Origin of the sequence: Acrocarpospora catenulata (assembly GCF_018476525.1) — a bacterium.
GTDB classification, from domain to species: domain Bacteria; phylum Actinomycetota; class Actinomycetes; order Streptosporangiales; family Streptosporangiaceae; genus Acrocarpospora; species Acrocarpospora catenulata.
The window spans coordinates 1-25,617 of sequence record NZ_JAHCST010000058.1 but is presented as its reverse complement, the minus strand read 5'-3'; the positions used below and the strand labels follow the sequence as shown (position 1 = coordinate 25,617).

Below are 25,617 nucleotides of genomic sequence, written 5' to 3'. Positions count from 1 at the left end.
TGAGGTTTGATCTAAGCGCCTTTTCCTGTTCCGCTTCGTCCCACGTCCTGACTGCGGGGAGCGACGGTGGAGTTTCGAATACTCGGGCCGGTCGAGGTCCGGGACGGGGCGCGGGAACTACAGCTGGGCGGCCCGAAACCACGAACGTTGCTGGCCGCGTTGTTGCTGGAGCCGGGCCGGGTGATCTCGGTGGAGCGGCTGATCGACCTGCTCTGGCCGTCCGCGCCCCCGGGCAGCGCCCAGTCGCTGGTCCAGACGTACGTTTCAGCGCTGCGCAAGGAACTGCTCGCGGCGGGCCGGGGCGAGGTGATCGAGACCCGGGCGCCCGGCTACCTGGTCCGGGTACGGCCCGGCGAGCTGGACGCCGAGGAGTTCCGCACCCTGGTGGCCGAGGGCCGCCGCCGCGCGGCCGACGGCGACCACGAGGGCGCCGGCGCCGCCTTCGCCGCCGCGCTCCGGCTCTGGCGGGGGGACGCGCTGGGCGGGCTCGGCGACGCGCTGCGGGCCGAGGCCGACCGGCTGGCGGAGCTGCGCCTGTCGGCCGTCGAGGAGCGGGTCACCGCCGACCTGGCCAGGAACGCCCAGGCCGAGATCGTGGCCGAGCTGCGCTCACTGGTCGGCGAGCATCCCACCAGGGAGCGGCTGCGCGGCCAGCTGATGGTCGCCCTCTACCGGCTGGGCATGCAGGCCGAGGCGCTGGGCGTGTTCCGGCACGGCCGGGACCTGCTGGTGGACGAGCTCGGCATCGAGCCGGGTCCGGAGCTGCGGGCCATCCACGAGGCCGTGCTGCGGGCCGATGACGCGGCCCTGGGCTGGACCGGCACGCCCGCCCCCAGATCCGCCGCGAAACCCGCCCCGAGAAACGTCCCGGAGACCCTGCCCAGCCTGGCCCAGCTGCCGCCGGAGCCGCCCGACTTCACCGGGCGCGGCCACGAGGTGGAGCTGCTGGGCGAGCTGCTGGTGCCGCGCGCGGGCAGTTCCTCGGTGCCGGTGGCGGTGGTCTCCGGCCAGGGCGGCAGCGGCAAGTCCGCGCTGGCCGGACACGTCGGGCACCGGTTGGCCCGGGAGTTCCCCGACGGTCAGATCCACGTCGAGCTGCGCGGCATGAGCGACGCGCCCGCCTCCCCTGACGAGGTGCTCGCCCGGCTGCTCCGCGAGCTCGGCGCCGACCCGGTCAACCTGCCCATCGGCCGGGAGGAGCGGGCCGCCCGCTACCGGTCGCTGCTGGCCGGGCGGCGGGTGCTGATCCTGCTGGACGATGCCGCCGACGAGCGCCAGGTACGGCCGCTGCTGCCCGGCACCCCTGGCCCGGCCGTGCTGATCACCTCGCGGAACCGGCTGGCCGGTCTCGCGGGGGCGGTCTTCACCGAGCTGGCCGTGCTCAGCGAGGCGGAGAGCGTCGAGCTGCTGACCAGGATCGTGGGCACGGAACGGGTGGGCCGGGAGCCGGGGGCGGCCCGGCGCATCGTGGCGCTCTGCGGCCACCTGCCGCTGGCGATCAGGATCGCCGGGGCCAAGCTCACCTCCCGCCGGGCCTGGCCGCTGGACCTGCTGGCCGAGCGGCTCACCAACGAGCTGCGCCGGCTGGACGAGCTGGCCGTCGGGGACCAGGAGGTGCGGGCCGGGATCGAGCTCAGCTACCGGGCGCTGCCCGGGGACGCCCGGCGCGGGCTGCGCCTGCTCGGCCTGCTCGGCCTGCCCAGCTTCGGCGCCGAGTCCGTGGCCGCGCTGCTCGGCACCTCCCCTGAGGCGGCCGAGACCCTGCTGGAGGGCCTGGTCGACGCCCAACTGGTGGAGCACACCGTGCCCAGCGGGGGCGCGATCAGGTACCGGCTGCACGACCTGGTCCGGATCTTCGCCAGGGAGCGGGCCGAGGCGGAGGACACCCCCGCCGAGCGGGCCGCCGCCGTGGAGCGGGCGATCGGCCAGTGGCTCTGGCTGCTCCGGGAGATCGCGCAGGCCGCCCCGTCGGGCGGGGTGGCGGTCCGGGAGGCGTACCCGCACGCGGTGCCCGTCTCCGCCGCGCGGGTGGCGGAGGTGCTGGCCGACCCCAGGGCCTGGTTCGAGGCCGAGCAGGACGCGCTGGTGACGGGGGTCGAGGTGGCCGCCGCGATGGACCTGGACGAGCTGGCGGGCGAGCTCGCCTCCGCGCTGTCCAGCTCGGTGTTCGTGGTGCACAACCGCCTGGAGGCGTGGACCCGTACGCACGAGGCCGCGCTGGCCGCCGCCCGCCGGGCCGGGAACAAGCACGGGGTGGCCCGGCTGCTGACCGAGCTGGGCGACCTCAAGTTCGCCCAGGACCTGTTCGCCGAGTCCCGCGCCCACCTGGTCCAGGCGCTGGAGGTGTTCCGCGAGGTGGGCGACGGAGCGGGCGAGACCTCGGCGCTGGCCTCGCTCGGCGCGGCTTGCCGGGAGCAGGGCAGGTTCGCCGAGGCGGTGGCATACCTGGACGCGGCCCTGGAGAGCGCGCGGGCGCTGGGCGACGAGGCGGCCATCGGCCAGGTGACCCGGTTGCGCGGCTCGGTACGGCTGGAGGTCGGCGACTTCCCCGGCGCGGCCGAGGACCTGGCGGAGTCGCTGGCCGCCTACCGGAGCGCGGGCAGCCGCCGGGGCGAGGCGCTCACCCTGCGCAGCCTGTCCCTGCTGCACCGGGCGAGCGGGGACCTGGACCTGGCCGAGGAACTGGCCGCCCAGGCGCTGGCCGTCTTCCGCGAGGTGGGCGACGAACTGCTGGCCGCGTTCTGCGTGCAGGCGCTGGCCAAGACCAGGATCCGGCTGGGGCGCCGCGATGGGCTGGCCGAGCAGCTGACCGAGGCGCTGGCGGTCTCCCGCCGGTCGGCGGACCGGTTCGGGGCCGCGCTCACCCTGCGCACCCTGGGCGAGCTGCGGCTGGCCGAGGGCGATCTGGACGGGGCGGATCGGGCGTTCGAGAGGTCCATCCGGATCTGGGAGGAACTCGACCTGCCGCTGTTCCGGGCCCGTACGCTCCGGGACGTGGCCCGGCTGCGGGACCGGCAGGGCGACCCGGCCACGGCGTCCGCCACCCGGGACGCCGCGCTCGCCGTCTTCCGCCGCTACGGAGCCCGCGAGTACACCGAACTACTGGCAGAAGCCCAGGAGGATCAGGGCCACTCCAGCGGCCGGTAGCGGGCCGCGGACGCCCCCGTCAGCGTCGCCCAGTACCGGTCGCCGTACGACCAGTGCCACCATTCGGTCGGATAGTTCACCAGGCCCTCGCCCGCCAGCACCTCGCCCAGGATGGCCCGGTTGGACCGGACCTCGGGGGAAAGGCCGGGGGCCTCGGTGTAGCAGGCGTCGTCGCTCTCCTCGGGGCTGGCGTTCACCTCGGTGCCCATCGGGAGCTCCTCCCCCTCCTCGGTGCAGAGGGTGAGGTCGACCGCGCCCCCGCTGACGTGCGGCCCGATCGCGGGCGGCGCCAGCGACCTGCTGGCCTGCCGGTACAGGTGCTCGGCCGACCAGCCGGGGTTGGCGGCGCGCAGCTCGGCGGCGTACTCCTCGAAGTAGTGGGTCTGCAGGGACAGCGGCCGGTAGCCCTCCACCACCAGTAACCGCAGGCCAGCGGGGAGCCGGCCGCCGGCCCGGTCCAGGCGGGCGGCGACGCCCTCCCTGAGCCGGACGTACGCGTCGGCCGGGTCGGCCAGCCGATGGTCGATCCGCAGGCCCGGGACGTCCCGCAGGTCGACCAGGGGTTCCCCGCAGTCCTCGACCGGCACGGCCGCGACCCGCGGGTCGGACATCAGGATGATCTCACTCATGTGTCTCTCTTTCTGGCGCGTGAACGCCGACAAAGCCGGTGGGCGTCGGCGACCGACGCCCACCGGCGGTGGGTGCTTGGGGTTCAGCAGTCCGGGATGACCACCCCGCTGTTGTCCTTGGCGACGTCGTTCCCCCAGCGGCTCAGGTAGTAGGCCGAGACGTACTGGTTCTGCCAGGGGCTGCCGCTGTCCAGGTCGGTCTTGAGCCACCAGTGGTTGTAGTCGCTGCCGACCTGCACGTTCGGGCCCCAGACCTTGCAGAAGACGTAGTTGGTGCCGGCGTTCAGGGTGCCGGTTCGGATGCCGCCGGGGCTGGAGTAGCCGGGGGCGGCGGCGAAGGTGTCCACCCAGTACTTGGTGTTCGGCGGGGGCGGCGGCGGGGTGGTGCTGCCACCGGTCACCCCGAGGGGCTCGGAGTAGCCGACGATGGAGGTGTAGGAGCGGCTGTAGCTGTTGGCCAGGGTCCGGCTCGAGCTGCCGGCGTTGCCCTCGATCGTGTAGACGGTCGAGCTGTTGGCCGAGGTGACGATGCCGACGTGGTCGATGACGCCGTCACCGCCCCAGTCGAAGACCACCGCGTCACCGGGTTGCGGGGTGTAGCCGCTGGTTCTGGCGTGCCAGGTGCCGTACGTGGTGCCGTAGCCCTTGAACGAGGAGGCGTTGCCGGTCAGCGGACCGCCGCTGCCCTCGGGGATGTTGGCGTGGGTCACGCCGGCCTGCAGCCAGACGTACTTGGCGAAGTCGGCGCACCAGTCGCTCTCCCGCCAGCGCACCCCGTCCGTGGTGGGGCAGGACGCGGTGGCGGGCTTCCAGGTACGGAAGTAGCCGGTGTAGAAGTTGCACACGCCCCACTGCCCGATCGGGCCCGCGCCGTGGTTGCGCGAGGCGTTGTTCAGCTCGGCCTGGGCGATCGAGACGATGCTCGCCCGGGTCGCCGCGGACGCGGGCGTGGAGGAGATCGTGATCAGGCCGGCCGCCAGGGCGAAGGCGGCCAGCGCGCCGCTCATCAGTTTTCTGAGGTTCATCGGAGTCGTTCCCTTCAGGGGGTGCCGCTCGGGGATGGTCACGACTCTCCCCCCGCCTCCTCCAGATCCGCTCCAGAGCCGCTGTAAGCGCGTTCCCAGCCGCGCTGGAGCGGATCTGGAGCCTGGCCGCGGACGCTTGCTCCACGTCAGCGGAAACGACCTGTGGAGGTTCCAATGAGAATGGCCACCCGCAAGAGCGCCGCGCTTCTCGGCGCGCCCCTGGTCGCCTCGGCGATCGTGGCGGTGAGCGGTGCGTCCCGGCCCTCGCGCGGGGGCCGGGACGCAGCCACTATGGTGAATGGGCACAAAGCCGCATTCCCAGGGGGACGCCATGCCGCAGTTCCGGGCCGTCTTCGACACCATGGCGGGCTACCAGCCCGGCCGGGCGGTGATCGCGCCTGACGGTCGCTCGTACAAGCTCTCCTCCAACGAGGCCCCCGACGCCCCGCTGCCCAGCGTGGTGCGGGCGATCGCGGAGGCGGCCACCCAGATCAACCGCTACCCCGACCCGGGCGCCACCGAGCTGGTGGCGGCCCTCGCCGAGCGGTACGTCGTGCCCGCCGAGCACGTGGCGCTGGGCGCCGGCTCGGTCACCGTGGCTCAGCAGCTGTTCGCGACCGTGGGCGAGCCCGGCGCCGAGGTCGTCTACGCCTGGCGCTCCTTCGAGGCGTACCCGCTGCTGGCCGACCTGGCCGGGGTCGTCTCGGTCCAGGTCCCGCTGGTCGAGGAGACCCACGACCTGGAGGCGATGGCCAACGCGATCACCCCGGCCACCCGCATGATCCTGGTCTGCAACCCGAACAACCCGACCGGCACCGCCAACCGCTCCGGCGAGCTCAAGCGGTTCCTGGACCGGGTGCCCGAGCGGGTGCTGGTGATCCTGGACGAGGCGTACCGGGAGTACGTGCGGGACGCCGACGTGCCGGACGGGCTGGAGTTCTACCGGGACCGGCCGAACGTGGCGGTGCTGCGCACCTTCTCCAAGGCGTACGGGCTGGCCGGCCTGCGGGTGGGCTACCTGATCGGGCATGAGCCGGTGGCGGCGACGGTGCGCAAGGCCATGGTGCCGTTCGCCGTCAACCACCTGGCCCAGGCCGCCGCGGTGGCCTCGCTGCGCGCCGAGGACGAGCTGCTGGCCCGGGTCTCGGCCGTGGTGGCCGAGCGGACCAGGGTGCGCGCCGAACTGCTGGCGCAGGGCTGGACGGTGCCGTCCTCGGAGGCCAACTTCGTCTGGCTCCGGCTGGGTGAGCGGACCCCGGCCTTCGCCGCCGCGTGCGCCGCCGCCGGGGTCGCGGTGCGGCCGTACGGCGCCGAGGGCGCCCGGATCTCCATCGGCGACCGGGAGGCCAACGACGCCTTCCTGACGGCGGCGCGGGAGTTCAGGTCTTCGTGAGCGGCGCGGTGAGCGGCTTGGCGAGCGAGGGTCGCCGCTCGGTGGACACCACCAGGGCGACCCCGGCCACGATCACCAGGCCTGCCGCCATCATCGGCACGGTCACCGCCTCGTTCAGCACCAGCACGCCGAGGATCACGGCCACCACCGGGTTCACGTACGCGTAGGTGGACACCAGCGAGATCGGCGCGTTGCCGAGCAGCCAGGCGTAGGAGGTGAACCCCACCAGGGAGCCGACCAGCACCAGGTAGCCGAGGCCCAGCCAGGAGCGGGTGGAGACCTCGGCGACGGCCAGATGCTCCCCGAAGACCGGCCCCACCAGCAGCAGCCCGGCCCCGCCCACCGTCATCTCCACCGTGCTGGCCGCGAACGGGTCCTTCGGCATCGGGATGCGCCCGGCCAGGTAGGACCCGGTCGCCCAGGAGACCGAGCCGAACAGGATCACCATGACCCCGACGATGCTGTCGCCGCCCGAGGTGCCGCCGCCGACCGACAGGATGGCCACTCCCACGAACCCGATCAGCACGCCGGTGAGGGTGAGCAGGTGCGGCCGGTCCCTGCCGATCGTGCGGAGCACCACCAGCCAGAGCGGCGTGGAGGCCACCAGCAGCGCGGCCAGACCGGTCGAGATGTGCTGCTCGGCCACCGCCACCATGCCGTTCCCGCCGGTCAGCAGCAGCACCCCGACCAGCGCGGCGCCGCCCACCTCGCGCCGGGTCATCCGGTACGGCGCCGCCCCCCGGCGCACCAGCAGGAAGATGCCCAGGATCAGCGCGGCGGTGACGAACCGCAGGCCGCTGCCGATCATCGGCGGCATGGTCTCGATCATCACGGCGATGCCGAGATAGGTCGACCCCCAGACGACGTAGACGATCGCCAGCGCGACCCAGACCCGGATGTCATGACCGTTATCCCGCATGAGTCCTGACGGTAGCGACCCACACTGACATTCTTAACGTCAGGGGTGGACAAATCCCCCTCGGCCGGTTGAACACCTCCCCACGAGGCGTTCAACCGGCCAAAGTGGACCTAACGGTTTAACTTCTCAACTATCAGCCGATACAGCTGCCGGGGACGGCCGGGCTGCGGAGTGCGGTTCGGCGGAAGCGGCCACGCGAGTCCCTCGTCGACCAGCGTGCGCAACAACCGCCGTGCCGTACGCGGGGTGACGCCGAGCATCTTCCCGGCCCCCTCCGCGTCCACCACCGTGTCCCCGCCCTCCAGCTTGGCGGCCAGCCGGGCGAGCACCTCCACACCTTTGGGCTTGACCGGGCCCGCCGACTGCGGAGGCATCCGGGGGGGAGGGACCAGTGCCCGGCCCTCCCGGTCCACCGCGAAGCCCTGGGCCGCCTTGCCCGCCTGGGTTCTGGCCAGCGCCGCCCGGGCATGGGTCTCCGCGTCGTGCGTGGTCCGGCCCATGCCGACCCCGACCTCCACGGCCAGGCCCAGCTCGTCCCGGATGCGCGCGGCGAACGGGAGCACCCGGAAGCCGTCGGTGGCTCCGGCGATCGACCCCCGGGTGGCCACCACCAGGTAGCTGTGGTCGTCGATCGGCCAGACGCTGGCGTTGATCCGGTTGGCCTCCTGCACCAGCAGCCGGTGCAGCGACAGGCGCAACTCGTCCCGCCAGTAGCGGGGCGCCGCTCGCCGTACCGGCTCACGAAGCGTCGGCACCTCCACCAGGATGACGGTGAGCTGCGACTCCTCCAGCCGGTGGTGCGCGCCGAGCAGCGCGGCGGTGTGCAGGGCGGTCCGGACCGCGGCCGAGGTCGGCCGGATCCTGATCGCCGGGACACCGGCCGCCGTGAGCCGGTCGGCCACCCCCGGGATGCAGGTGAGCGCCCCGGTGGTCGCGCCCTGCCGGACCAGCCGCTCATGGAACGCGGCGATGGTACCGGTGGCTCCCGGTTCGTCCCTGCTGTGCACCTCGGCGGTGGATAACCCGAGGTCGGCGTAGGCCTCGTCGACCTCGGCCCGGCTCAGCACGTCCACGCTGACCCGCCGTGGATCGATCCGATCGTCGAGCGCGGCCCGGGCCAGTGCCGCCGTCAGCGCGGCGCCGCCGAGCTGCACGTGGGTGGCCGGCATGGTGAGCACGCCGGATCGCCGGGCCAGTTCGTAGGGAATCGGGCTGGCGAAGAGGCATGCGTCCACTCCGCCTAGTCTCGTTACTTTGTCCGAGGCCTCCTGTTCGTCGCGATAGGCAGCGGCCACCAGGCGGCACGGCACCGGCGCCGCCGCGTGGCCCATGAGCATCACCCGCTCGACGAGGTCATGGGGCCCCACCACACCGATGGTGAGGTCCGGCGTCCCAGCGCCGATGCCGGCCCCCAAACGCGATCCGCGTGGAGACTCATCCGTGCGCTCGACCAATGTTCGTCCCATCCCGCGCGCCTTCGTTGGTTTCGCTTCCCCGGAAAGCTCCGGAATCCGCTCCTGAGAAGCTTCTCTTTGGAACGATCGCTCGCGGCGGCCGAAATGTCACGCCCTAATTTGCCGGAATACCGTTCTGCGATGGCGCGAAGCACCAATTACAGCGGTGTTTTAGCTGGTCAGTGCGTTTATGGACGCGGAATGCCCGGAAGTGGAAATCTCACGTTCCACATCGGCCCCGATGGCCTGCATGCGGGTCGCGAGATCGGCGTGACCACGATCGATGAGATAGCCGGTGTCGATTGTGGTCTCTCCGTCGGCGACCAGACCGGCCAGCACAAGAGCGATTCCGGAACGCAAATCGTGAGCCGTGACGCGCGTTCCTCGCAATTTCGCCGGGCCGCGCACCACAGCCCTGCTCCCGGTCACCTCGATGTCGGCGCCCATCTTGTTCAGCTCACCGGCCAGCGCGAACCGGCCGTCGAAGATGCGCTCGTGAATGTAGCTGGTGCCGTCCGCCATGCAGGCCAGCGTCATCAATGGCGGCTGGAGGTCGGTGGCGAAACCAGGAAAGGTGTCAGTGATCACGTTGATCGGCCGGATCGGTCCCGCCCGGTGCACCCCCAGCACCGCGCCCTGGTCCTCGAACTCCACGCCCATCTGCTCCAGCTTCCAGCGGGCCACGCCCAGATGCTCCAGCGAGCCGCCGACCAGGTTCACCTCGCCGCCGGTGAGCGCGGCCGCGAGCATGAACACCCCGGCGTCCAGCCGGTCCGGCATCACCGTGTACTCGACCGCGGTCAGGTCGTGCACGCCGTCCACGGTCAGCACGCCGGTGCCGGCACCGTGGATCCTGGCCCCCATCCGGACCAGCATGCGGATGACGTCCAGTACCTCGGGTTCCAGCGCCGCGTTCTCGATCACCGTGGTGCCGGTGGCCAGCGCCGCCGCCATCACCAGGTTCTCGGTGCCGGTGTGCGAGGGAGTGTCCAGGTAGAGCGGCGCGCCGGTGAGGCCCGCCGACTTGATGTGGATGACGCTCTCTTCCTCGTTCACGAGAGCGCCGAGCCGCTTGTAGCCGTTGTAGTGGAAGTCGAGGTTGCGGCTACCGAGGTTGCATCCCCCGACTCCCTCGATCACCGCCTCGCCCAGCCGGTGCAACAGCGCGGGCACGAACAGCACCGAGCCGCGGAACCTGCGCGCGATCTCGGCCGGTAGGACAGGGCTGGTCAGCCGCGAGGCGTCGATGACCAGCGTGCGTTCGGACTCGTGGAACTGGACCTTGGCGCCGATGGCCTCGGCCAGCTCGACCGCGCGTCGCACGTCTTCGATGGCGGGAACGTTGCGCAGCACCGTGCGGCCCTCGGACGCGAGCAGCGCAGCCCCGATCATGGGCAGCACCGCGTTTTTCGCGCCTTGGACGAAGGCGGTTCCACGCACTGCGTTGCCACCGCGTACGCGGTAACGGACCATGAAAAAGACTCCTCAGTTGGGGGTGTGGAGGATGAGGTGGCTGGTGCGGTAGCCGGGTATCGGGCCACAGTAGCCGCTAACCGGGTCGATTCGCGGGGGAACTACCCGGTGGGGGTGGTTCCGGTCAACCGCTCGAACCGCTCCGCATACCACTTGCGCTCGGGCCCCAAATGTGATGTCCCCAGGCCGCAACGCCAGTAGCTGGGGCTCCTACCCCAGAGCGGCGATGTCGGACCGGTAATGGCCGCCGCGCAGCCGCAGCCGCGCCATCGCCTCGTACGCGGCCGCCCGGGCCGCCGCCACATCCGCTCCGGTACCTACCACGTTGAGGACCCTGCCCCCGTTGGCCACGATCTTTCCGTTTTGTACGGCGGTGCCGGCGTGCAGCACGTACGCGCCCTCCACCTGCGGATTCAGCCCTTCCACCGGGTCGCCCTTAACCGGTTCGCCCGGGTAGTTCTCGGCCGCCAGCACCACCGTCACCGCTGCGCCACCCCGGTACCGGAGGGCCTCATGACCGCCCAACCGACCCGTCGCGCACGCCAGCAACAGGCCTCCCAGCGGCGTTTCCAGCCGATCCAGCACAACCTGGGTTTCCGGGTCGCCGAAACGTGCGTTGAACTCGATGACCCGGGGTCCTTTACCCGTCAACGCCAGCCCCGCGTACAACACCCCTGTGTACGGCAGGCCGCGCTGAGCGAGCTCCGCCACCGTCGGCCGGACCACCTCTTCCATGATCTGCTCGGTGAGCCCCTCCGGCGCCCACGGCAGCGGCGTGTAGGCCCCCATGCCGCCGGTGTTGGGCCCCTCGTCCCCGTCCAGGGCCCGCTTGAAGTCCTGGGCGGGCTGGAGCGCCACCGCGGTCTGGCCGTCGCAGAGCGCGAACAGCGACAGCTCGGGACCGTCCAGGAACTCCTCCACCACCACCCGCTCGCAGGCGGCGGCGTGCGCCAGCGCGGCCTCCCGGTCCTCGGTGACCACGACCCCCTTGCCGGCCGCCAGACCGTCGTCCTTCACCACGTACGGCGGGCCGAAGGCGTCCAGCGCGTCGGCGGCCTCCTCCGGGGTGACGCAGGTGAAGGACCGGGCGGTGGGCACCCCGGCGGCGTTCATGACCTCCTTGGCGAAGCTCTTGGAGCCCTCGATCCTGGCCGCCTCGGCGGACGGCCCGAAGCAGGGCACGCCGCGCTCCCGCACCGCGTCGGCCACGCCCGCCACCAGCGGCGCCTCCGGCCCGACGACCACCAGGTCGGCGCCGATGTCCTCGGCCAGGTCGGCCACGGCCGTACCGTCCAGGACGTTCACCTGGTGCGTGGTGGCGATCTCCGCGATGCCCGGATTGCCGGGCGCGCAGTGCAACTCCGCGACGGAAGGGTCGAGCTTCAGACCACGGCACAGGGCGTGCTCGCGGCCCCCGGATCCAATGACGAGTACGCGCACGTGTCGAAGGGTACGGGATAGGTGGGGATAGCCAGGAAGCGCGCCCGTTCTTTGGCAATTGCCGCCCCGGGACGCCGGGGCAACCTGCGGGTATCCTGAGAGTTCGCTGATGCGATGTGGTAGTTTTGCCCCTGCTATGAGTGTCTCTTGGTGATTGGAGGTGGTCCGGGTGAATCCTGGTGATCCCGTCAGTACGTGCCCGCGCACGACTGACGTGCGCGACCCCGACCATTCCAATCAGGTGCCCGAGAGCGCCTCCACGCCCAGCAAGGGGTGACTCGTCTTTCGCGTGGAGACGTTTGAGTCGGGCGGGAAGGGACCGCCATGCGCTCCGCCACGATTTTTCCCAGCTTTCCACGCATCGCCCGTGCCGCCGCCGTCCGCGCCGAGTCCTCGGCCCGCAGGAGCGCCGCAGTGGACCCGGCGAGAAAGTTTCCGTGCGTGCCCTCGGCCACGTCGTTGATCGAATTCGGCGCGTACATCGGGGGCAAGAAGTTCACCGTGGACGGCATCGCCGACGCCGTCCGCCTGGTCCGCGAGCACAACGAGGACAGCCCGACGCCCGGCGCCTTCGTCTGGGTCGGCCTGTACGAGCCGGACGCGCCCGAACTGGAGTGGCTGGCCGAAACCTTCGGCCTGCACCCGCTCGCCGTTGAGGACGCCGTCAAGGCCCACCAGCGGCCCAAGGTCGAACGGTACGGCGACTCGCTCTTCGTGGTGCTCAAGACCGTCGCCTTCACCGACAGCGTCCCCAAGAGCGCGACCAGCGAGATCATCGCCACCGGCGAGATCATGGTCTTCGTCGGCCCCGACTTCGTGGTGACGGTGCGGCACGGCGCGCACTGCCCGCTTTCCGACGTCCGCGAGAAGCTCGAGGACAAGCCGAAGCTGCTCAACCGGGGGCCGACCGGCGTGCTGCACGCCATCGCCGACTACGTGGTGGACAAGTACCTGCACGTCGCCGACCAGATGCAGGCCGAGCTGGAGGAGGTCGAGGCGGCCGTCTTCGCCGAGGTCAGCTCCCGCGACATCAACCGCATCTACCAGCTCAAGCGCGAGATGCTGGAACTGAAGCGGGCCGTGGCCCCCCTCCAGTCCCCCCTCAACGCGCTCCCGCAGCGCCGGATGATCCCGTCCGAGATGCGGGAGTACTTCCGCGACGTCGGCGACCACCTCTCCCGCGTCTGCGAGCAGGTCCAGTCCTCCAACGAGCTCTCCGACTCCATCCTGCAGGCCGCCCTGGCCCGCACCAACGCCCTGGCCAACGAGGACATGCGCAAGATCTCCTCCTGGGTGGCCATCCTCGCCGTCCCGACGATGATCGCCGGCATCTACGGCATGAACTTCAAACACATGCCCGAACTCGACCAAGCCTGGGGCTACCCCGCCGTAATCGGCGTCATGATCACCGTCTGCACCCTCCTCCACCGCGCCTTCCGCCGCAACGGCTGGCTCTGACCAGCCACCTTTGCGACATCCGCGCTGCGCACCCTCGTATGACTCATGCGAGGGTGCGTCGCCGAGTACCCTCTGGCTCGATCTCCTGGCGCAGTCCAACCGACAAATCAGACGTACCTACCTGAAGCTGCATTCAGCGGTTCAGTCGCTCTGCCAGCGGGAGGAGACATGTTGCATCATTGAAGGCCGGACGACGTGATCTAGGAGGGGGACATGGCCATCGATCGGTTCACCACGCCGCTGTACGGCATCGCCGAAGCGGCCGGCTATCTCGCGATACCCGCCTCCACCTTCACCACATGGGCCTTCGGCTATGAGCGCCGCCAGCGCGACGGTCGTACCTTTCACGCCAAACCAGTCATCACCGCCGCCCGGGCAGAGCGCCCACACGAGGCCTCCGTGCCGTTCATCGGCTTGGCCGAGGGATACGCCCTAGCCGCGTTCCGGCAGGCGGGCGTGCCGCTCCAGCGCATCCGCCCGGCGATCGACGCGCTTCAACGGGAACTCGGCCTGGAACACGCCCTGGCCAGCCGCCGGCTCTTCACCGACGGCGCCGAGGTCCTCTACGACTACGCCGAACATGTCGGCGACGACTCGGCCCGCGAGTTGGTGGTCGTCCGCAACAACCAGCGAGTCTTCGCCGAGGTCGTGGAGAACTACCTCCGGCGCGTGGACTTCGCCCCCGACGGATACGCCCAAGTGATCGCCCTCCCTCAATACCGTGTCGCCAAGATCACGGTAGATGCCAACCATGCCTTCGGCCGTCCCCGGTTCGCCCGCGGCGGCGCCAAGCTCGAAGACGTGATCGACCTCTTCCAAGCGGGTGAACCGGTCGACATCGTGGCAGAGGAGTACGGACTCACCCGAAACGAGATCGAGGACGTTCTACGTGTCGCCACCCGAGCCGCCGCGTAAGTTCTTCATCGACCGCAGCCTCGGCCGAGTCGCCATCCCCAAAATGCTTCGCGACGCCGGGTGGGATCTGATCACGCTGGCCGAACACTACGGCGTCCCCCACGACGAGACCGTCGAGGACACCCGCTGGATCGAAGACAGCGCCAAACTCGGCTGGGCCGTCCTGATGAAGGACAAACGCATCCGCTACCGACAGGCGGAGATCGACGCCGTCATCGAACACCAGGCCCGCTGCTTCGTCATCACCCCGGTGACCTGACCTCCGCCGCCTCCGCCGAACGCTTCATAACCAACCAAAAGGCCATCTTCACCGCAACAGATACCTCCGGCCCCTTTATCTACGCCGTCCACACCGACCGACTGGAACGCCTCTATCCGCCACGTTCCTGAGATCGTTTACCCAGCGCTCATCAGCCACAGCGGCGGGCCGTCAATGGTCGCGCCGATGCGCGGCGAGGCGTTCTGCAGCGTGGGCGGCGTACGGCTTGCTCGACTCGGCCAGCGCCCGCAGGCCCGCCCAGTCGCCGGACCTGGCCAGCTGGCCGCTCAGCAGCCATCCGGCGTAGTCGCTGCCGTCATCGGCGAGAGTGCGCAGCTCGTCGACTCGGCCCAGGGTGGCCAGCAGTTGGGCCAGACGCCAGGCGGCGTCCGAATTCCCGTTGCGGACGGGTTCGCGGAGTAGGGCGATCGCCCCGTCATGCTCTCCCCGATCGATCAGTCGTTCGGCGAGCCGCCACTGGGCCGGGTAGTACCCGGCTTCCGCCCAGGCGCGTAGCTCGCTCTCCTTATCCTGGCGGGCCAGCGCCTCGACCGCCGCCACACCCGGGAGATCGGGCCGCTTCTGTACCGTGCGGGATGACTCAACCAGTCTCCGGTCGTTCTTATGCAACTCGGCCAGTGCGATCTGCGCGCCCCAATGGCCGTTGTCGGCGGCTCTGCTGAGCAGGGTCTCGGTGTGGACCTCCAGTACGGAATCGTCCAGATATTCATCCAGATATTCGTCCAGTAAGGGGAACGAGTCCCGTCCCACCGTCAGCACCCAGTCCTTGATCGTTTTTCGGTCCTGCTGGCCGAGCAGGTGAGCGAGCTCCTCGACGGCCACCACGGAGCCGGTACGCGCGAGGTCGCACAGGATCTGGAAGGCGTCCACCAAACTGTCCCAGGTCCGGAACAGCGCGGTCGTGTCGCGGACGCGCTTGATGTCGCCGGCCTTCACGGCCTTCACGAGATCCCACCGCATCCTGGCCATCCGGGTACGCATCAGCTGAGTGGCCATCTGCCGAGTCGCCCAGCTGTTGCCGTCGGCGGCGGCGTCCCGCCAGATCTGCCTTGCCTCGTCCAGGCGCCCATGACGTTCGAGCAGCTCCGACAGGGCGCGCATGGCGGTGACGTTGTCGCGCGCCGCCTGCCGTAAGAGGTCGATGGCCTCGGCCACGCGCCCGGCACGCTCCAGCAGCTGCGCCAGCTCCTTCTGGCCGCCCACTCGGCTCTCTCGCTGCCGCACCTCGATGGCCTCATCCAGGCGCCCGGCCCGCTCCAGCAGTTGGGCCAGCCGGTATTGCCCGGCCGGGCTGGTGTCCCGCCGCCACAGCTCGAGGGCTTCATCCACACGCCCGGCCCGCTCCAGTAGCCGGGACAACTCGTGCTCCGCACCAGGGCCAGTGTCCTGCCGGGCGAGCCTGATCGCATCGTCCAGCTGTCCGGTCCTTTCGAGCACGCCCACCAGCTTCCGCCTGGCCGTCGGCGCGCCCAGCTGGAGGGCTCGACGCAGCCACCACTTCGCCTCCGCTATGTCCCCGTTCCTTTCACAGGACTCGGCGAAACCGATCATCCCCACCGGATTCCCCAACTCGGCGGCGGTGCGCCAGACCTCACTGGCCTGCTGGTGGAAGCCCTCCTTCTTGAGCTGGTGGAAAAGCCGGGACAGGGCGAGCGCGTCAGCCGTCCGGGCGGCCTCCTTCACCCAGTTCTCGGCGATCCAGGCCTCGGGCACAGGCAGGAGCGGCAGCTTCGCCTCGCGCCACAGCTGCCACGCCAGGTCGGGTGAGCCCTCCAGCGCCTGCACCAGGCGCACGGTGAAAGTCCAGGACGGCAGTTCCGCACCGGACAGCACAGACGCGACGTGCGCGTGGCTGAAGCTGATCTTTTCTGCGATCGCGCGTACCGAGGGGTTGCCCGCGCTCCTGCGTATTGCGGCGAGGTAGCGGATGAAGTACCGGCGGCCGTGATGGACCGGCGTCACGCCGACGTTTCTGCGGGCCCGGGTGATCGCGGCCTCCACGGTCCACCGCGAGACGCGGAGCAGTTCCGCCACCTCCTTACCGGAGTGCCCGAGGCTGCGCAGGTACACGACCTTGGCCGAGCCTCGATCGAGCCTGCGTAACAGCTCGTGCGCCTGGGCCTCCTCCACGATCGTGTCCGCCACATCAGGAGCGGCCGGCACCGAGCCGGCCGGCGGAGTCAGGCCCATGAGGAAAGGGGGGTCCTGAGGTCTCCGCCTGGCCAGGCGCGCGGTGTGGGCCAGCAGCCACCCCCGCAGATCGGAGACGACGGACAGGTCATGCCACTGCTCGAAGGCGTCGGCCAGCACATCCTGGACCAGGTCGGCCTCGTCCTCCGGGTCCAGCTCTCTCCGGCGCAGGCTCTCCCGGACCCAGTCGGCGCCCAGAGGATGGAACTCCTCATAGGAGTCGGAAATCCAGATCCCGTGGCGAATGCTCTGCTCGGCGAACGACCGGCGGCGCCGCCACTCGCCGGGGTCGGCGCCACAGGCCATGGCGATCGTGGTGACCAGCGCCGCGGATGGCAGGGCGTGCCCGGAGAAGGCGGCGGCGACGGCGGAGACACTGCACGCGGCCTGGGCGGCGATGTCCCAGAGGGACGGTTGCGCGGCCGAGTCTCGCAGGCTTCTCAGCATCGCGGCGAAATCGATGAGGACCTGGTCGCGGGTGATCGCCGTTCCCGGAGTGGGGCGGCCCCCGCCCGATGCCGCCTCGCGTACCTGGTCGCGCTCGCGCAGAGCCTTGATGGACTGTTCCCAGCCGAGGGCGTTCAGGCGGTAGTAGCGGCGGCGTGGGCCACGGCCACGTGCCTCCGCCGGTTGCTCGGACTCCCAGCGGGCGTCCAGCCAGCCCAGCCTTTCCAGCCGGGAGAGCAAGGGGTAGACCGTGCCGGTGGGCCGCTTGATCGTACCTGCGATCTGGAAGCCGTACACCGCCTCCCCTTCGGAGAGGACGTCAAGGACCGCGAGAGTCACGCCGGTAAGACGCACAGCTCTGCTCATGGATCAACACCATCTAGCTATGTAGATCTGGCCGTAGCGCGCGTCCCCAGGTATGTAATTAGATGACTCTGTACGTTCGGGGGATGTACACACTCCGGATGTACCTTGCGATGCTGTGGGCGAAGGGTCCCGGCTCCAGTTTGCGACCTGATTTCCGGAACCCCCCGCCGGTCAGCGATACCGCCGGCTAATGGCCCGAGTAGCTACTCGGGCCATTTGTCGCCAATGGTGTAATAAAGTCGGATTTGTACCGAGGTTCCAGCACTGACCCGCACCATCCGGCGCATCCACCGGCGACGGTGACTACGTCTTCCGGACAGCGATACGTCCGATTCCGGATGCTCTCCGGGCAGTTCCGTACCACCATCCCATTGCTGCGACAGCATGTCGCCTTTGGAAGGTGTATCCACCTGATGTACCTTTCTGAGTGCATTTTGGTAGGCCGGGAAACCGACCCCCGAGGTCGGTTTCATTCACCTCAAAACACCCAGAAAGAGCACAAACGCCAGCCTAGTGGGATACCGCCTGCTGGTGAGCCCCACTAAACATGGCCGTAACTCATATGTACCAGTAAATCAGGACTTCCGGCGGAGTAAGCCAATCGAAGGCAACGCCCGGATCAGGACCCGAAGGCACATGCCGCCCGCGCCTGAATCATGGCCCCAGGCGGGGAGCCAAAGATCACACCATCCTCGACAACTGTTCCCGCTATCCCGGGCTATCCGTCGCATGATCTCGGCATCGTCGCCGGGAAGGCACGGCCAAGAATGTCGATGTCTCTCGTCATGCGCCGAGCGCCAACACCGCCTCGACCGCTGGGCGGATCGCCGGCATTGCCTTCAGTTCCTCGGCTATGTCCTGAAGTTCATTGACCGCGGTACGACCGCGAGTGCGCAGGTACCGGCCGAGCGCCGAGAGCGCCAAGTCCTTTCCGATCACATGGCGATGTCGCATCGCGTCGACCACGCTCCGGGGCGCGTTGTAGACGGGAACGTTCTCTCCGGGGGCGAGTGGGAAGTCCTCGCGGCCGAGGTCGAACGTGTCGGCGGCGTACTGGGACACCACAACAGGTGGATAGGGAAACAATGGGCGATGACTGCCGCGTGCCACAGCGATGTGCACAGCCGAAGGTATGTCGTCGATGAGTTCGTGAAGAGCAAGAGCGGATTCTCCGCAGACGATCGCGCGCGGCACACGCGTACACACAGCAAGCAGATCAAGATGCGCGGTCTCCGGAGCGCTCGCTTGGCGATAGACCCCTCGCGACAGCTCGTCAAGCTTCCCTTCCGATACCAGAAGAGCAAGGTCGCGGGACGGGATGCCAGCACGACGTGCTTGAGCAGAGGTAAAGGTGGGCGGCAGGGCCACCAACCGTGCCTCGAACGCCCGAGCTTCCCCCGCCCTCATGTATCAAACTCTACCCATCAATCTGGGCGAGGGGCAGAGTTCGATACATCTCGATGCGCTGTCCCCTCGGATACCGGGCTGCCTAGGTCAGGGCCGCGGAGCGCAGTGCGCGGAGCTGAGGGGGTAGGGGCAGGCCGCGGGCGGTCCAGAGTTCGCGCATGCGGTTTGGGTAGTCGGTGACGATGCCGCGGACGCCCAGGTCGAGTAGTTGGGCGGCGTGGTCTGGGCTGTTGACCGTCCAGGCCACGACCGGGAGGTTGTGGGTGGCTGCGCTGGTCATCAGGGGTTCGTCGATGAGGATGTGGTCGGGGGAGAAGGCGGTGGCGTTGATGGCTGTTGCCATGGTGGGGAGGTCGGAGGCGAAGTCGTGGGGGTTCAGGCCGGCCAGCCAGCGGGGGTCGATGGTGTCGGACTCGATGAGGGCGACGCGGTGGGGGACGGCTTCGCGGGTGAGGGTGAGGAGGCGCCAGTCGAAGCTGAGGATGGCGGAGGTGGACAGGCGCTGGTGGCGGTCGAGTTCGGTGAGGACGAGGTCGGTGAAGCGGTGCGGGTCGGGGGAGAGGTCGGGCTGGGTGGGGTCGGATTTGAGTTCGATGTGCAGGCGGACCTTGTCGGCGCTGTAGGCGGCCACCAGGGCGAGGACGGCGCCGAGGGTGGGCATGCGGGTGTCGGGGATGGGGAGCTGGGTGGCCGCGAAGGGGTCGTTGTCGCGGGTGGGGTGGCGGACGCCGGCTTCCAGGGTGTGGAGTTGGGCGAGGGTGAGGCGCCTGATGGGTTTGCCGACGTAGGGGTACATCGGGTCGCCCGGGGTGGCCGGGCGGGTGTCGGCGGTGGTGACCGGGGAGACGGTGAGGTCGTGGCTGAGGATCAGCCGGTCGTCCGCGGTCAGCGTGACGTCGAATTCCAGCGCGTCCACGCCCGTCTCCAGGGCGTACGCCAGCCCCGGCAGCGTGTTCTCCGGACGCAGCCCCCGCGCGCCCCGATGGCCATGCAGCTCAACATGTCCGTGCACGCCGCGAAACCCTACCTGGTCCCCCACCCCGGGCTAAGAACCCGGGGCGGTACGGCGCGGCAAGAGGGGCTGTCGGCGCGCCCAACGGCGACACATCTCATCAACTCCCACCATCCCTGACGAGTGAGAATATTCCGACGAGCCCCACGAAATTCCTCTAATTCGGACGAAGCCTGCGAAAGTCCCCGAATCTCACCGAGCTCCGATGAACTCTGCGAACATCTCCGAAGTTCCGAATCTCATCGAGTCCGGACGAACTCTGCGAACGTCTCCGACTTCCGATGAAACCTTCAGACGAGCGAGCGGATCTGGACGGTCTGGTCGCGGCCCGGGCCGACTCCGATGGCGGAGATCGGGGCGCCGCTCATCTCCTCCAGGGCCCGCACGTACGCCTGCGCGTTCGGCGGCAGGTCGTCGAAGGTCTTGGCGCTGGTGATGTCCTCCTGCCAGCCGGGGAACTCCTCGTAGACCGGCGTGGCGTGGTGGAACTCGGTCTGGGTCATCGGGATCTCGTCGTGGCGCTTGCCGTCCACCTCGTACGCGACGCAGACGGGGATCCGGGCCAGCCCGGAGAGCACGTCCAGCTTGGTGAGGAAGAAGTCGGTGACGCCGTTGATCCGGGTGGCGTACCGGGCGATCACCGCGTCGAACCAGCCGCAGCGGCGGTTGCGGCCGGTGGTGGTGCCGTACTCGTGGCCGGTCTGCCGGAGCCACTCGCCCTGCTCGTCGAGGAGCTCGGTGGGGAAGGGCCCGGACCCGACCCGGGTGGTGTACGCCTTCAGGATGCCGATCACCCGGGTCAGCCGGGTGGGCGGGATGCCGGACCCGGCGCAGGCGCCGCCGCTGGTCGGCGAGCTGGAGGTGACGAACGGGTAGGTGCCGTGGTCGATGTCGAGCAGCGTGCCCTGACCGCCCTCAAGCAGCACGAACCTGCCCTCGTCCAGAGCCTGGCTGAGCACCAGCGAGGTGTCGGCGATGAACGGCCGGAGCCGCTCGGCGTAGGCCAGGTACTCCGCCAGCACCTTGGCCGGGTCGAGCCCTCGCCGGTTGTAGATCTTGGTGAGGATCTGGTTCTTGTCGTGCAGCGCGCCCTCGATCTTCTTCGCCAGGATGCCGGGGTCGAGCAGGTCCTGCACCCGGATGCCCATGCGATTGATCTTGTCGCTGTACGCGGGCCCGATGCCCCGCCCGGTGGTCCCGATCTTGGCCTTGCCCAGGTACCGCTCGGTGACCTTGTCCAGCGCCTTGTGGTGGGGCATGATCAGGTGCGCGCTGCCGGAGATGAGCAGGCGGTCGCAGGAGATGCCGCGGGCCGCCAGGCCGTCGATCTCGCTGAGCAGCACGCCCGGGTCGATCACCACGCCGTTGCCGATCACCGGCGTCACCGAGGGCGACAGGACGCCCGTCGGCAACAGGTGCAGCGCGTACTTCTGGTCGCCGATGACGACCGTGTGCCCCGCGTTGTTGCCCCCCTGGTACCGGACCACGAAGTCGACCTCACCGCCCAGCAGGTCGGTGGCCTTTCCCTTGCCCTCATCGCCCCATTGGGCGCCAACCAGAACGACAGCCGGCATGCTCAAACTCCCGTACACCAAAACAAACCCCTGCCGCAATCGCGACAGGGGCTCTTGCACCCTTAATGTACGCGAACAACTAGCTACTAGTTAGTTCCGCCGCAGCTGTCGGCGAGCTCTCCCGCAGGAACTGGAGACACCGCTCGGCCTCGTCCTTCTCCCCGATGGCCTGCGCGGCGCGGGCCAGGGCGTTGAGGCAGCGCAGGAAACCGCGGTTGGGCTCGTGTTCCCAGGGGATGGGGCCGTGGCCCTTCCAGCCGGCGCGGCGGAGCTGGTCCAGGCCGCGGTGGTAGCCGGTGCGGGCGAACGCGTAGGAGGTGACCGCGTGACCGGCCGCGAAGTAGTCGTCGGCGAGGGTCGCCCAGGCCGCCGAGTACGCGGGGAAGCGGGCGGCGACGTCGGCCGCCTTGAACCCCTTTTCGGTCATGTCCCTGGCCTCGGGGGTGTCGGGCAACAGGGTGGGCGGCGGACCAGCCAGCAGGTTGTCGCTGATTTCCATCGGCTATACGGCTCCCGTTCCTGGAGGATTCACGAAGTTAGTCATACCTGATCCGTGCCAGCCGTAATCATTTCCTCAAATTTACGCGAAGGGCCCAGATCTTCGTGATCCGGGCCCTTGTTGCGGGGCGGTGCGGGTTCAGCCGAGCTTGGTGCCCGCCGACTTGAGGTCCTGGCAGGCCTGGGCCACCCGGGCGGCCATGCCGGCCTCGGCGGACTTGCCGTACGCGCGGGGGTCGTAGGACTTCTTGTTGCCGACCTCGCCGTCCACCTTCAGCACGCCGTCGTAGTTGCGGAACATGTGGTCGGCGACGGGGCGGGTGAACGCGTACTGCGTGTCGGTGTCGATGTTCATCTTCACCACGCCGTACGAGATGGCCTCGTGGATCTCCTCGAGGAGCGAGCCGGAGCCGCCGTGGAAGACCAGGTCGAACGGCTTCTCCTTGCCGTACTTGGCGCCCACGGAGTCCTGGAGCTCCTTCAGCACCGAGGGGCGGAGCTTGACCGCGCCCGGCTTGTAGACGCCGTGCACGTTGCCGAAGGTGGCGGCCAGCAGGTAGCGCCCGCGCTCGCCCAGGCCGACCGCCTCGGCGGTGGCGATGGCGTCCTCGGGCGTGGTGTAGAGCTTCTCGTTGATCTCGTGGGAGACGCCGTCCTCCTCGCCGCCGACGACGCCGATCTCCATCTCCATGATGACCCTGGCCGCCGCGCACTTCTCGATCAGCTCGGCCGCGATCTGGAGGTTCTCCTCCAGCGGCACGGCGGAGCCGTCCCACATGTGGGACTGGAAGAGCGGCTCCTGGCCGCGGGCCACCCGCTCCCGGGAGATCTCGACCAGCGGACGCATGAAGCCGTCCAGCTTGTCCTTCGGGCAGTGGTCGGTGTGCAGCGCCACCGTCACCGGGTACTTGGCGGCCACCACGTGCGCGTACTCGGCCAGCGCGACCGAGCCGGTCACCATGTCCTTGATCGTGGTTCCGGAGAGGAACTCGGCGCCACCGGTGGAGACCTGGATGATGCCGTCGCTCTCCGCCTCGGCGAAGCCGCGCAGCGCGGCGTTCAACGTCTGGGACGAGGTCACGTTGATCGCCGGATAGGCGAAGCCACCCGCCTTGGCCCGGTCGAGCATCTCGGCGTAGACCTCTGGGGTTGCGATAGGCATCGGAAGTCAGCTCCCTGTTCAATGAATCTGGCTGTTGCCAAAGTATCCCGAAGGGCAGCCCGGTGAGGGAAGCGCAGGGCCTACCCACCAACGAGGCTTCTCCACCATTTTCCGTCACCCGGGGTAGGCTCGTCCGCGATGGACGTCTCAAATCTCCTCAGCGCCGAATGGTGGATCGTCACCTTCGGCCTCATCGGCATTCTGACGATCATTTTCGCCGAGACCGGGCTCCTGATCGGCTTCTTCCTGCCCGGTGACTCGCTGCTCGTGGTGGCCGGGATGGGGGCGTCCGCACAGGTCGCCAGCGCGGTCGGGCTCGAAACGCCGTTCCCTCTCGGGTTATTGCTGGTCGGCGCCCCGATCTGCGCCATCGCGGGCGCGCAGCTGGGTCACTACATCGGCGCCAAGGCGGGGCCGCGGCTGTTCGCCCGGCCGGACTCCCGGCTCTTCAAGCAGGAGTACGTGGACAAGGCCCAGTTCTACTTCGAGAAGTTCGGGCCGGAGAAGGCCGTGGTGCTGGCCCGGTTCATCCCGATCGTCCGGACCTTCCTCAACCCGGTGGCGGGCATGCTCGGCATGAACCCCCGGCGTTTCCTGATCTGGAACGTCATCGGCGGCATCGTGTGGACCGACGGCCTGCTGCTCTTCGGGTACTTCATCGGCAGCAAGATCCCCAACGTCGACCGCTACATCCTGCCCGGCGCGGCGGTGATCATCCTGCTCTCGGTGATCCCGATCATCAAGGAGATCCTGAAGAACCGGAAGGCGGCGGCGCCCGATCCGAAGGGCAAGCACCACCGCGGACTGATCGACCAATAGCGGTTGGTAGATCTTTCACCACAGTTCGGTTGATATGTGGCTACTCTCCACTAGATGGGACGCCATAGATCCAGATCACTGGGGGCGGCCCGGCTGGTGATCATGGTGCTGTCGGCCGGGTTGCTGGCGCTGCTCGCGGTGGCTCTGATCACCCTGGCCAACCGGGACCAGGGGGAGCCGCCCCGGCCCGCCGAGGCCGCGGCCACCGTGTCCTCGACACCCGTGCCCCGGCCCAGCGAGACCAGGGTGGCGACGCTGCGGCTGCTCTGCGCCGCACAGCGCTGCCCGGTCTTCGTGCGGGTCCCCGGCGGCGACATCCTGATCGACCAGGACCTGACCGCCGGCCAGGAGGTCAGCTACTTCGAGCCCAGACTCGACGTAGTGCTGAACGACGCGGGAGCCGTCCACGTGCTGGAGAACGGGAAGGAACGCCCGGCCGGGGAACCCGGCAAGCGCGCGGAGTTCCAGGTCAAACGCGACTAGAGCCCAAGATCCGCCAGCGTGTAGGCCGAGCGGTACGGCACGCCGGTGGCGATCAGCTTCTCCGCCGCCCCCCGGTCCACGATGGTGGCGATGCCCGCCACGATCGCCCCCGCCTCCTGCAGCGCCTCCACGGCGGTCAGCACCGAACCCCCGGTGGTGGAGGTGTCCTCGACCGCGAGCACCCGCCGCCCGGCCACGTCCGGCCCCTCGATCCGCCGTTGCAGGCCGTGCGCCTTGCCCGCCTTGCGCACCACGAAAGCGTCCAGGATGATCCCGCGCGCCGCCGCCGCGTGCAGCATGGCGGTGGCCACCGGGTCGGCCCCCAGGGTGAGCCCGCCCACCGCCTCGTAGTCGAGATCCTCGGTCAGGTCCAGCATGACCTGCCCCACCAGCGGGGCGGCCACCCCGTCCAAAGTGATCCGGCGCAGGTCGACGTAGTAGTCGGCCTCCTGGCCGGAGGAGAGGGTGACGCGGCCGTGCACCACACCCTTGTTCCGGATCTCGGACAGCAGTTCGTCGCGGTGGCTCATGGAACCCAAGCCTAGATCCGGGCCGGCTGCGGGATGTCGGGCGGTCACCGTACCGGCTTGGTCTGAGTGGGGGAAAGACAGGGACAAACTGGTACCGTCGGCGTGGGGCCTCGGGAATCGCCGGGTTTCCTCCTCGCGTTCTCACCCGCTTGATTACCCTGAGATGGCCACGTTAGGAAGGGCGGTGTCGCGTGGATCGCTGCGCGCTTTTCGTTGACGCTGGCTACCTGCTGGCGGACGGCGCGATGGCCGTGCATGGGACCCGCCATCGTGAGGCCGTCGGCTGGGACTATCCGGGGCTGCTCCAACTGCTGACCGGTCTGGCCAGGGAGCGCACCGGGCTGCCGCTGCTCCGCTGCTACTGGTACGAGGCCACCGTCGAGGGCCGGCGCACCCCCGAGCACGACGTGCTCGCCGACATCCCCGGCCTGAAGCTCCGGCTGGGCCGGATCCGCCCGGGCCGCAGGGAGGGCGTGGACGCCCAGGTGCACCGCGACCTGATGACCCTGGCCAGGAACAACGCCGTGGTCGACGCGGTGGTGGTGAGCGGCGACGAGGACCTGGCCCAGGTGGTCAGCGACGCCCAGGACCTGGGCATCCGGGTGACGGTGATTCATATCACCGCCGAGGGCAGCTGGGCGGTCTCCCGTACGCTCCGGCAGGAGTGCGACGACCTGATCGAGATCGGCGCGGGCCACCTGCGGCCGTTCGTGAACCTGGTCACCGGGGTGGACACCATGGCCGGCGGGGTCGCGGGCGGCCAGTCCAACGGGCGCAGCAACGGGAACGGCTCGGCCCCCGAGCGGGTCAACCAGGGCGGCAACGCGTTCCCTGGGTCGGTCAGCAGCCCACCGGCCGGGACTCCCGCGCTGCCGAGCCCGGCGTCGCATGCCCGCCCGGCTCAGCAGCCCGCCTACAACTATCCCCCGGAGCCGCAGGCCGCCCCGCCGCCCCCGGTGTCCCCCGTGCCCCCCGCGCCGCAGCCACCCCCGCAGT

21 protein-coding genes are annotated in these 25,617 nt (G+C 69.5%); 8 read left to right on the top strand and 13 right to left on the bottom strand.

Translation table 11 applies throughout. The features are described 5' to 3' along the window. The first annotated feature begins 66 nt into the window (after nt 1-66). Nucleotides 67-3,147, top strand: coding sequence for an AfsR/SARP family transcriptional regulator (locus tag KIP79_RS36905; protein WP_214109635.1), 3,081 nt, complete (start codon nt 67-69; stop codon nt 3,145-3,147). Here KIP79_RS36905 and KIP79_RS36900 read toward each other — a convergent pair. Together KIP79_RS36900 and KIP79_RS36895 are read right to left on the bottom strand one after the other, a co-directional pair. Beyond that, on the bottom strand, nt 3,123-3,776 hold the full coding sequence (locus KIP79_RS36900) for a M15 family metallopeptidase (RefSeq protein WP_214109634.1): 654 nt from the start codon (nt 3,774-3,776) through the stop codon (nt 3,123-3,125). The two genes, KIP79_RS36905 and KIP79_RS36900, sit on opposite strands and share 25 nt — an antisense overlap. An 83-nt stretch (nt 3,777-3,859) precedes the next feature. Next, nucleotides 3,860-4,801, bottom strand: a complete 942-nt coding sequence (locus KIP79_RS36895; protein ID WP_214109633.1) for a CHAP domain-containing protein — start codon at nt 4,799-4,801, stop codon at nt 3,860-3,862. Nucleotides 4,802-5,132: 331 nt separating this feature from the next. Here KIP79_RS36895 and hisC point away from each other — a divergent pair, with 331 nt between their 5' ends. After that, nucleotides 5,133-6,194, top strand: a complete 1,062-nt coding sequence (gene hisC, locus KIP79_RS36890) for a histidinol-phosphate transaminase (protein ID WP_250214440.1) — start codon at nt 5,133-5,135, stop codon at nt 6,192-6,194. Here hisC and KIP79_RS36885 read toward each other — a convergent pair. From KIP79_RS36885 to purD, 4 genes are all read right to left on the bottom strand, one after another. Further along, nucleotides 6,181-7,113 (bottom strand): EamA family transporter, encoded by a 933-nt coding sequence (locus KIP79_RS36885; RefSeq protein ID WP_214109631.1) that lies wholly within the window; start codon nt 7,111-7,113, stop codon nt 6,181-6,183. The two genes, hisC and KIP79_RS36885, sit on opposite strands and share 14 nt — an antisense overlap. Nucleotides 7,114-7,223: 110 nt before the next feature. Beyond that, nucleotides 7,224-8,450: a GTP cyclohydrolase IIa gene (locus KIP79_RS36880; RefSeq protein ID WP_214109664.1), complete on the bottom strand. Its 1,227-nt coding sequence runs from the start codon at nt 8,448-8,450 to the stop codon at nt 7,224-7,226. 288 nt (nt 8,451-8,738) lie between these two features. Then, a complete protein-coding gene (murA, locus tag KIP79_RS36875) occupies nt 8,739-10,040 on the bottom strand; it encodes a UDP-N-acetylglucosamine 1-carboxyvinyltransferase (RefSeq protein ID WP_214109630.1) in 1,302 nt (433 codons plus the stop codon). A gap of 210 nt (nt 10,041-10,250) precedes the next feature. Beyond that, nucleotides 10,251-11,480 (bottom strand): phosphoribosylamine--glycine ligase, encoded by a 1,230-nt coding sequence (gene purD, locus KIP79_RS36870; protein WP_214109629.1) that lies wholly within the window; start codon nt 11,478-11,480, stop codon nt 10,251-10,253. Between the two features lie 324 nt (nt 11,481-11,804). Here purD and corA point away from each other — a divergent pair, with 324 nt between their 5' ends. The 3 genes from corA to KIP79_RS36855 all read left to right on the top strand — a co-directional run bounded on the left by corA (nt 11,805) and on the right by KIP79_RS36855 (nt 14,112). Further along, a complete protein-coding gene (gene corA / locus KIP79_RS36865; protein WP_214109628.1) occupies nt 11,805-12,938 on the top strand; it encodes a magnesium/cobalt transporter CorA in 1,134 nt (377 codons plus the stop codon). A gap of 213 nt (nt 12,939-13,151) precedes the next feature. Beyond that, nucleotides 13,152-13,853, top strand: a complete 702-nt coding sequence (locus tag KIP79_RS36860) for a DUF433 domain-containing protein (protein WP_214109627.1) — start codon at nt 13,152-13,154, stop codon at nt 13,851-13,853. After that, nucleotides 13,828-14,112: a PIN-like domain-containing protein gene (locus KIP79_RS36855; protein WP_214109626.1), complete on the top strand. Its 285-nt coding sequence runs from the start codon at nt 13,828-13,830 to the stop codon at nt 14,110-14,112. Before KIP79_RS36860 ends, KIP79_RS36855 begins: the two co-directional genes overlap by 26 nt. 171 nt (nt 14,113-14,283) lie before the next feature. On the opposite strand, the gene KIP79_RS36850 is transcribed toward KIP79_RS36855, so the two are convergent. The 6 genes from KIP79_RS36850 to fbaA form a co-directional block, all read right to left on the bottom strand. Beyond that, complete coding sequence (locus KIP79_RS36850; protein ID WP_214109625.1) at nt 14,284-17,136, bottom strand: tetratricopeptide repeat protein; 2,853 nt, start codon at nt 17,134-17,136, stop codon at nt 14,284-14,286. 783 nt (nt 17,137-17,919) lie between these two features. Further along, entirely contained in the window at nt 17,920-18,543 is a 624-nt protein-coding gene (locus tag KIP79_RS36845) for a type IV toxin-antitoxin system AbiEi family antitoxin domain-containing protein (protein ID WP_214109624.1), read from the bottom strand. A gap of 82 nt (nt 18,544-18,625) precedes the next feature. Continuing rightward, entirely contained in the window at nt 18,626-19,555 is a 930-nt protein-coding gene (locus tag KIP79_RS36840; protein ID WP_214109623.1) for a glycerophosphodiester phosphodiesterase family protein, read from the bottom strand. Nucleotides 19,556-19,845: 290 nt separating this feature from the next. Further along, nucleotides 19,846-21,129 (bottom strand): adenylosuccinate synthase, encoded by a 1,284-nt coding sequence (locus KIP79_RS36835; RefSeq protein ID WP_214109622.1) that lies wholly within the window; start codon nt 21,127-21,129, stop codon nt 19,846-19,848. A 79-nt stretch (nt 21,130-21,208) separates the two neighbouring features. Continuing rightward, on the bottom strand, nt 21,209-21,628 hold the full coding sequence (locus KIP79_RS36830; protein WP_214109621.1) for a DUF3151 domain-containing protein: 420 nt from the start codon (nt 21,626-21,628) through the stop codon (nt 21,209-21,211). A 138-nt stretch (nt 21,629-21,766) separates the two neighbouring features. Next, complete coding sequence (fbaA, locus tag KIP79_RS36825) at nt 21,767-22,789, bottom strand: class II fructose-bisphosphate aldolase (RefSeq protein ID WP_214109620.1); 1,023 nt, start codon at nt 22,787-22,789, stop codon at nt 21,767-21,769. A gap of 138 nt (nt 22,790-22,927) precedes the next feature. On the opposite strand from fbaA, the gene KIP79_RS36820 reads away from it, so the two are divergent. Then, complete coding sequence (locus KIP79_RS36820) at nt 22,928-23,608, top strand: DedA family protein (RefSeq protein ID WP_214109619.1); 681 nt, start codon at nt 22,928-22,930, stop codon at nt 23,606-23,608. 54 nt (nt 23,609-23,662) lie between these two features. Further along, nucleotides 23,663-24,091, top strand: a complete 429-nt coding sequence (locus KIP79_RS36815) for a hypothetical protein (protein WP_214109618.1) — start codon at nt 23,663-23,665, stop codon at nt 24,089-24,091. Here KIP79_RS36815 and pyrE read toward each other — a convergent pair. Further along, nucleotides 24,088-24,621: an orotate phosphoribosyltransferase gene (pyrE, locus tag KIP79_RS36810; protein WP_214109617.1), complete on the bottom strand. Its 534-nt coding sequence runs from the start codon at nt 24,619-24,621 to the stop codon at nt 24,088-24,090. The genes KIP79_RS36815 and pyrE overlap by 4 nt on opposite strands. A gap of 191 nt (nt 24,622-24,812) precedes the next feature. Here pyrE and KIP79_RS47800 point away from each other — a divergent pair. Beyond that, nucleotides 24,813-25,617: NYN domain-containing protein (locus KIP79_RS47800; RefSeq protein WP_308170072.1), on the top strand; the 805-nt coding region annotated here is incomplete at its 3' end.

Excerpts from the sequence above, each read along its gene's own strand:
- KIP79_RS36900 (WP_214109634.1), bottom strand. The coding sequence starts at position 3,776 with ATGAGTGAGATCATCCTGATGTCCGACCCGCGGGTCGCGGCCGTGCCG.
- KIP79_RS36895 (WP_214109633.1), bottom strand. The coding sequence starts at position 4,801 with ATGAACCTCAGAAAACTGATGAGCGGCGCGCTGGCCGCCTTCGCCCTG.
- hisC (WP_250214440.1), top strand. The coding sequence starts at position 5,133 with ATGCCGCAGTTCCGGGCCGTCTTCGACACCATGGCGGGCTACCAGCCC.
- KIP79_RS36885 (WP_214109631.1), bottom strand. The coding sequence starts at position 7,113 with ATGCGGGATAACGGTCATGACATCCGGGTCTGGGTCGCGCTGGCGATC.
- KIP79_RS36880 (WP_214109664.1), bottom strand. The coding sequence starts at position 8,450 with ATGCTCATGGGCCACGCGGCGGCGCCGGTGCCGTGCCGCCTGGTGGCC.
- murA (WP_214109630.1), bottom strand. The coding sequence starts at position 10,040 with ATGGTCCGTTACCGCGTACGCGGTGGCAACGCAGTGCGTGGAACCGCC.
- corA (WP_214109628.1), top strand. The coding sequence starts at position 11,805 with ATGCGCTCCGCCACGATTTTTCCCAGCTTTCCACGCATCGCCCGTGCC.
- KIP79_RS36860 (WP_214109627.1), top strand. The coding sequence starts at position 13,152 with ATGGCCATCGATCGGTTCACCACGCCGCTGTACGGCATCGCCGAAGCG.
- KIP79_RS36850 (WP_214109625.1), bottom strand. The coding sequence starts at position 17,136 with ATGAGCAGAGCTGTGCGTCTTACCGGCGTGACTCTCGCGGTCCTTGAC.
- KIP79_RS36845 (WP_214109624.1), bottom strand. The coding sequence starts at position 18,543 with ATGAGGGCGGGGGAAGCTCGGGCGTTCGAGGCACGGTTGGTGGCCCTG.
- KIP79_RS36835 (WP_214109622.1), bottom strand. The coding sequence starts at position 21,129 with ATGCCGGCTGTCGTTCTGGTTGGCGCCCAATGGGGCGATGAGGGCAAG.
- KIP79_RS36830 (WP_214109621.1), bottom strand. The coding sequence starts at position 21,628 with ATGGAAATCAGCGACAACCTGCTGGCTGGTCCGCCGCCCACCCTGTTG.
- fbaA (WP_214109620.1), bottom strand. The coding sequence starts at position 22,789 with ATGCCTATCGCAACCCCAGAGGTCTACGCCGAGATGCTCGACCGGGCC.
- KIP79_RS36820 (WP_214109619.1), top strand. The coding sequence starts at position 22,928 with ATGGACGTCTCAAATCTCCTCAGCGCCGAATGGTGGATCGTCACCTTC.
- KIP79_RS36815 (WP_214109618.1), top strand. The coding sequence starts at position 23,663 with ATGGGACGCCATAGATCCAGATCACTGGGGGCGGCCCGGCTGGTGATC.
- pyrE (WP_214109617.1), bottom strand. The coding sequence starts at position 24,621 with ATGAGCCACCGCGACGAACTGCTGTCCGAGATCCGGAACAAGGGTGTG.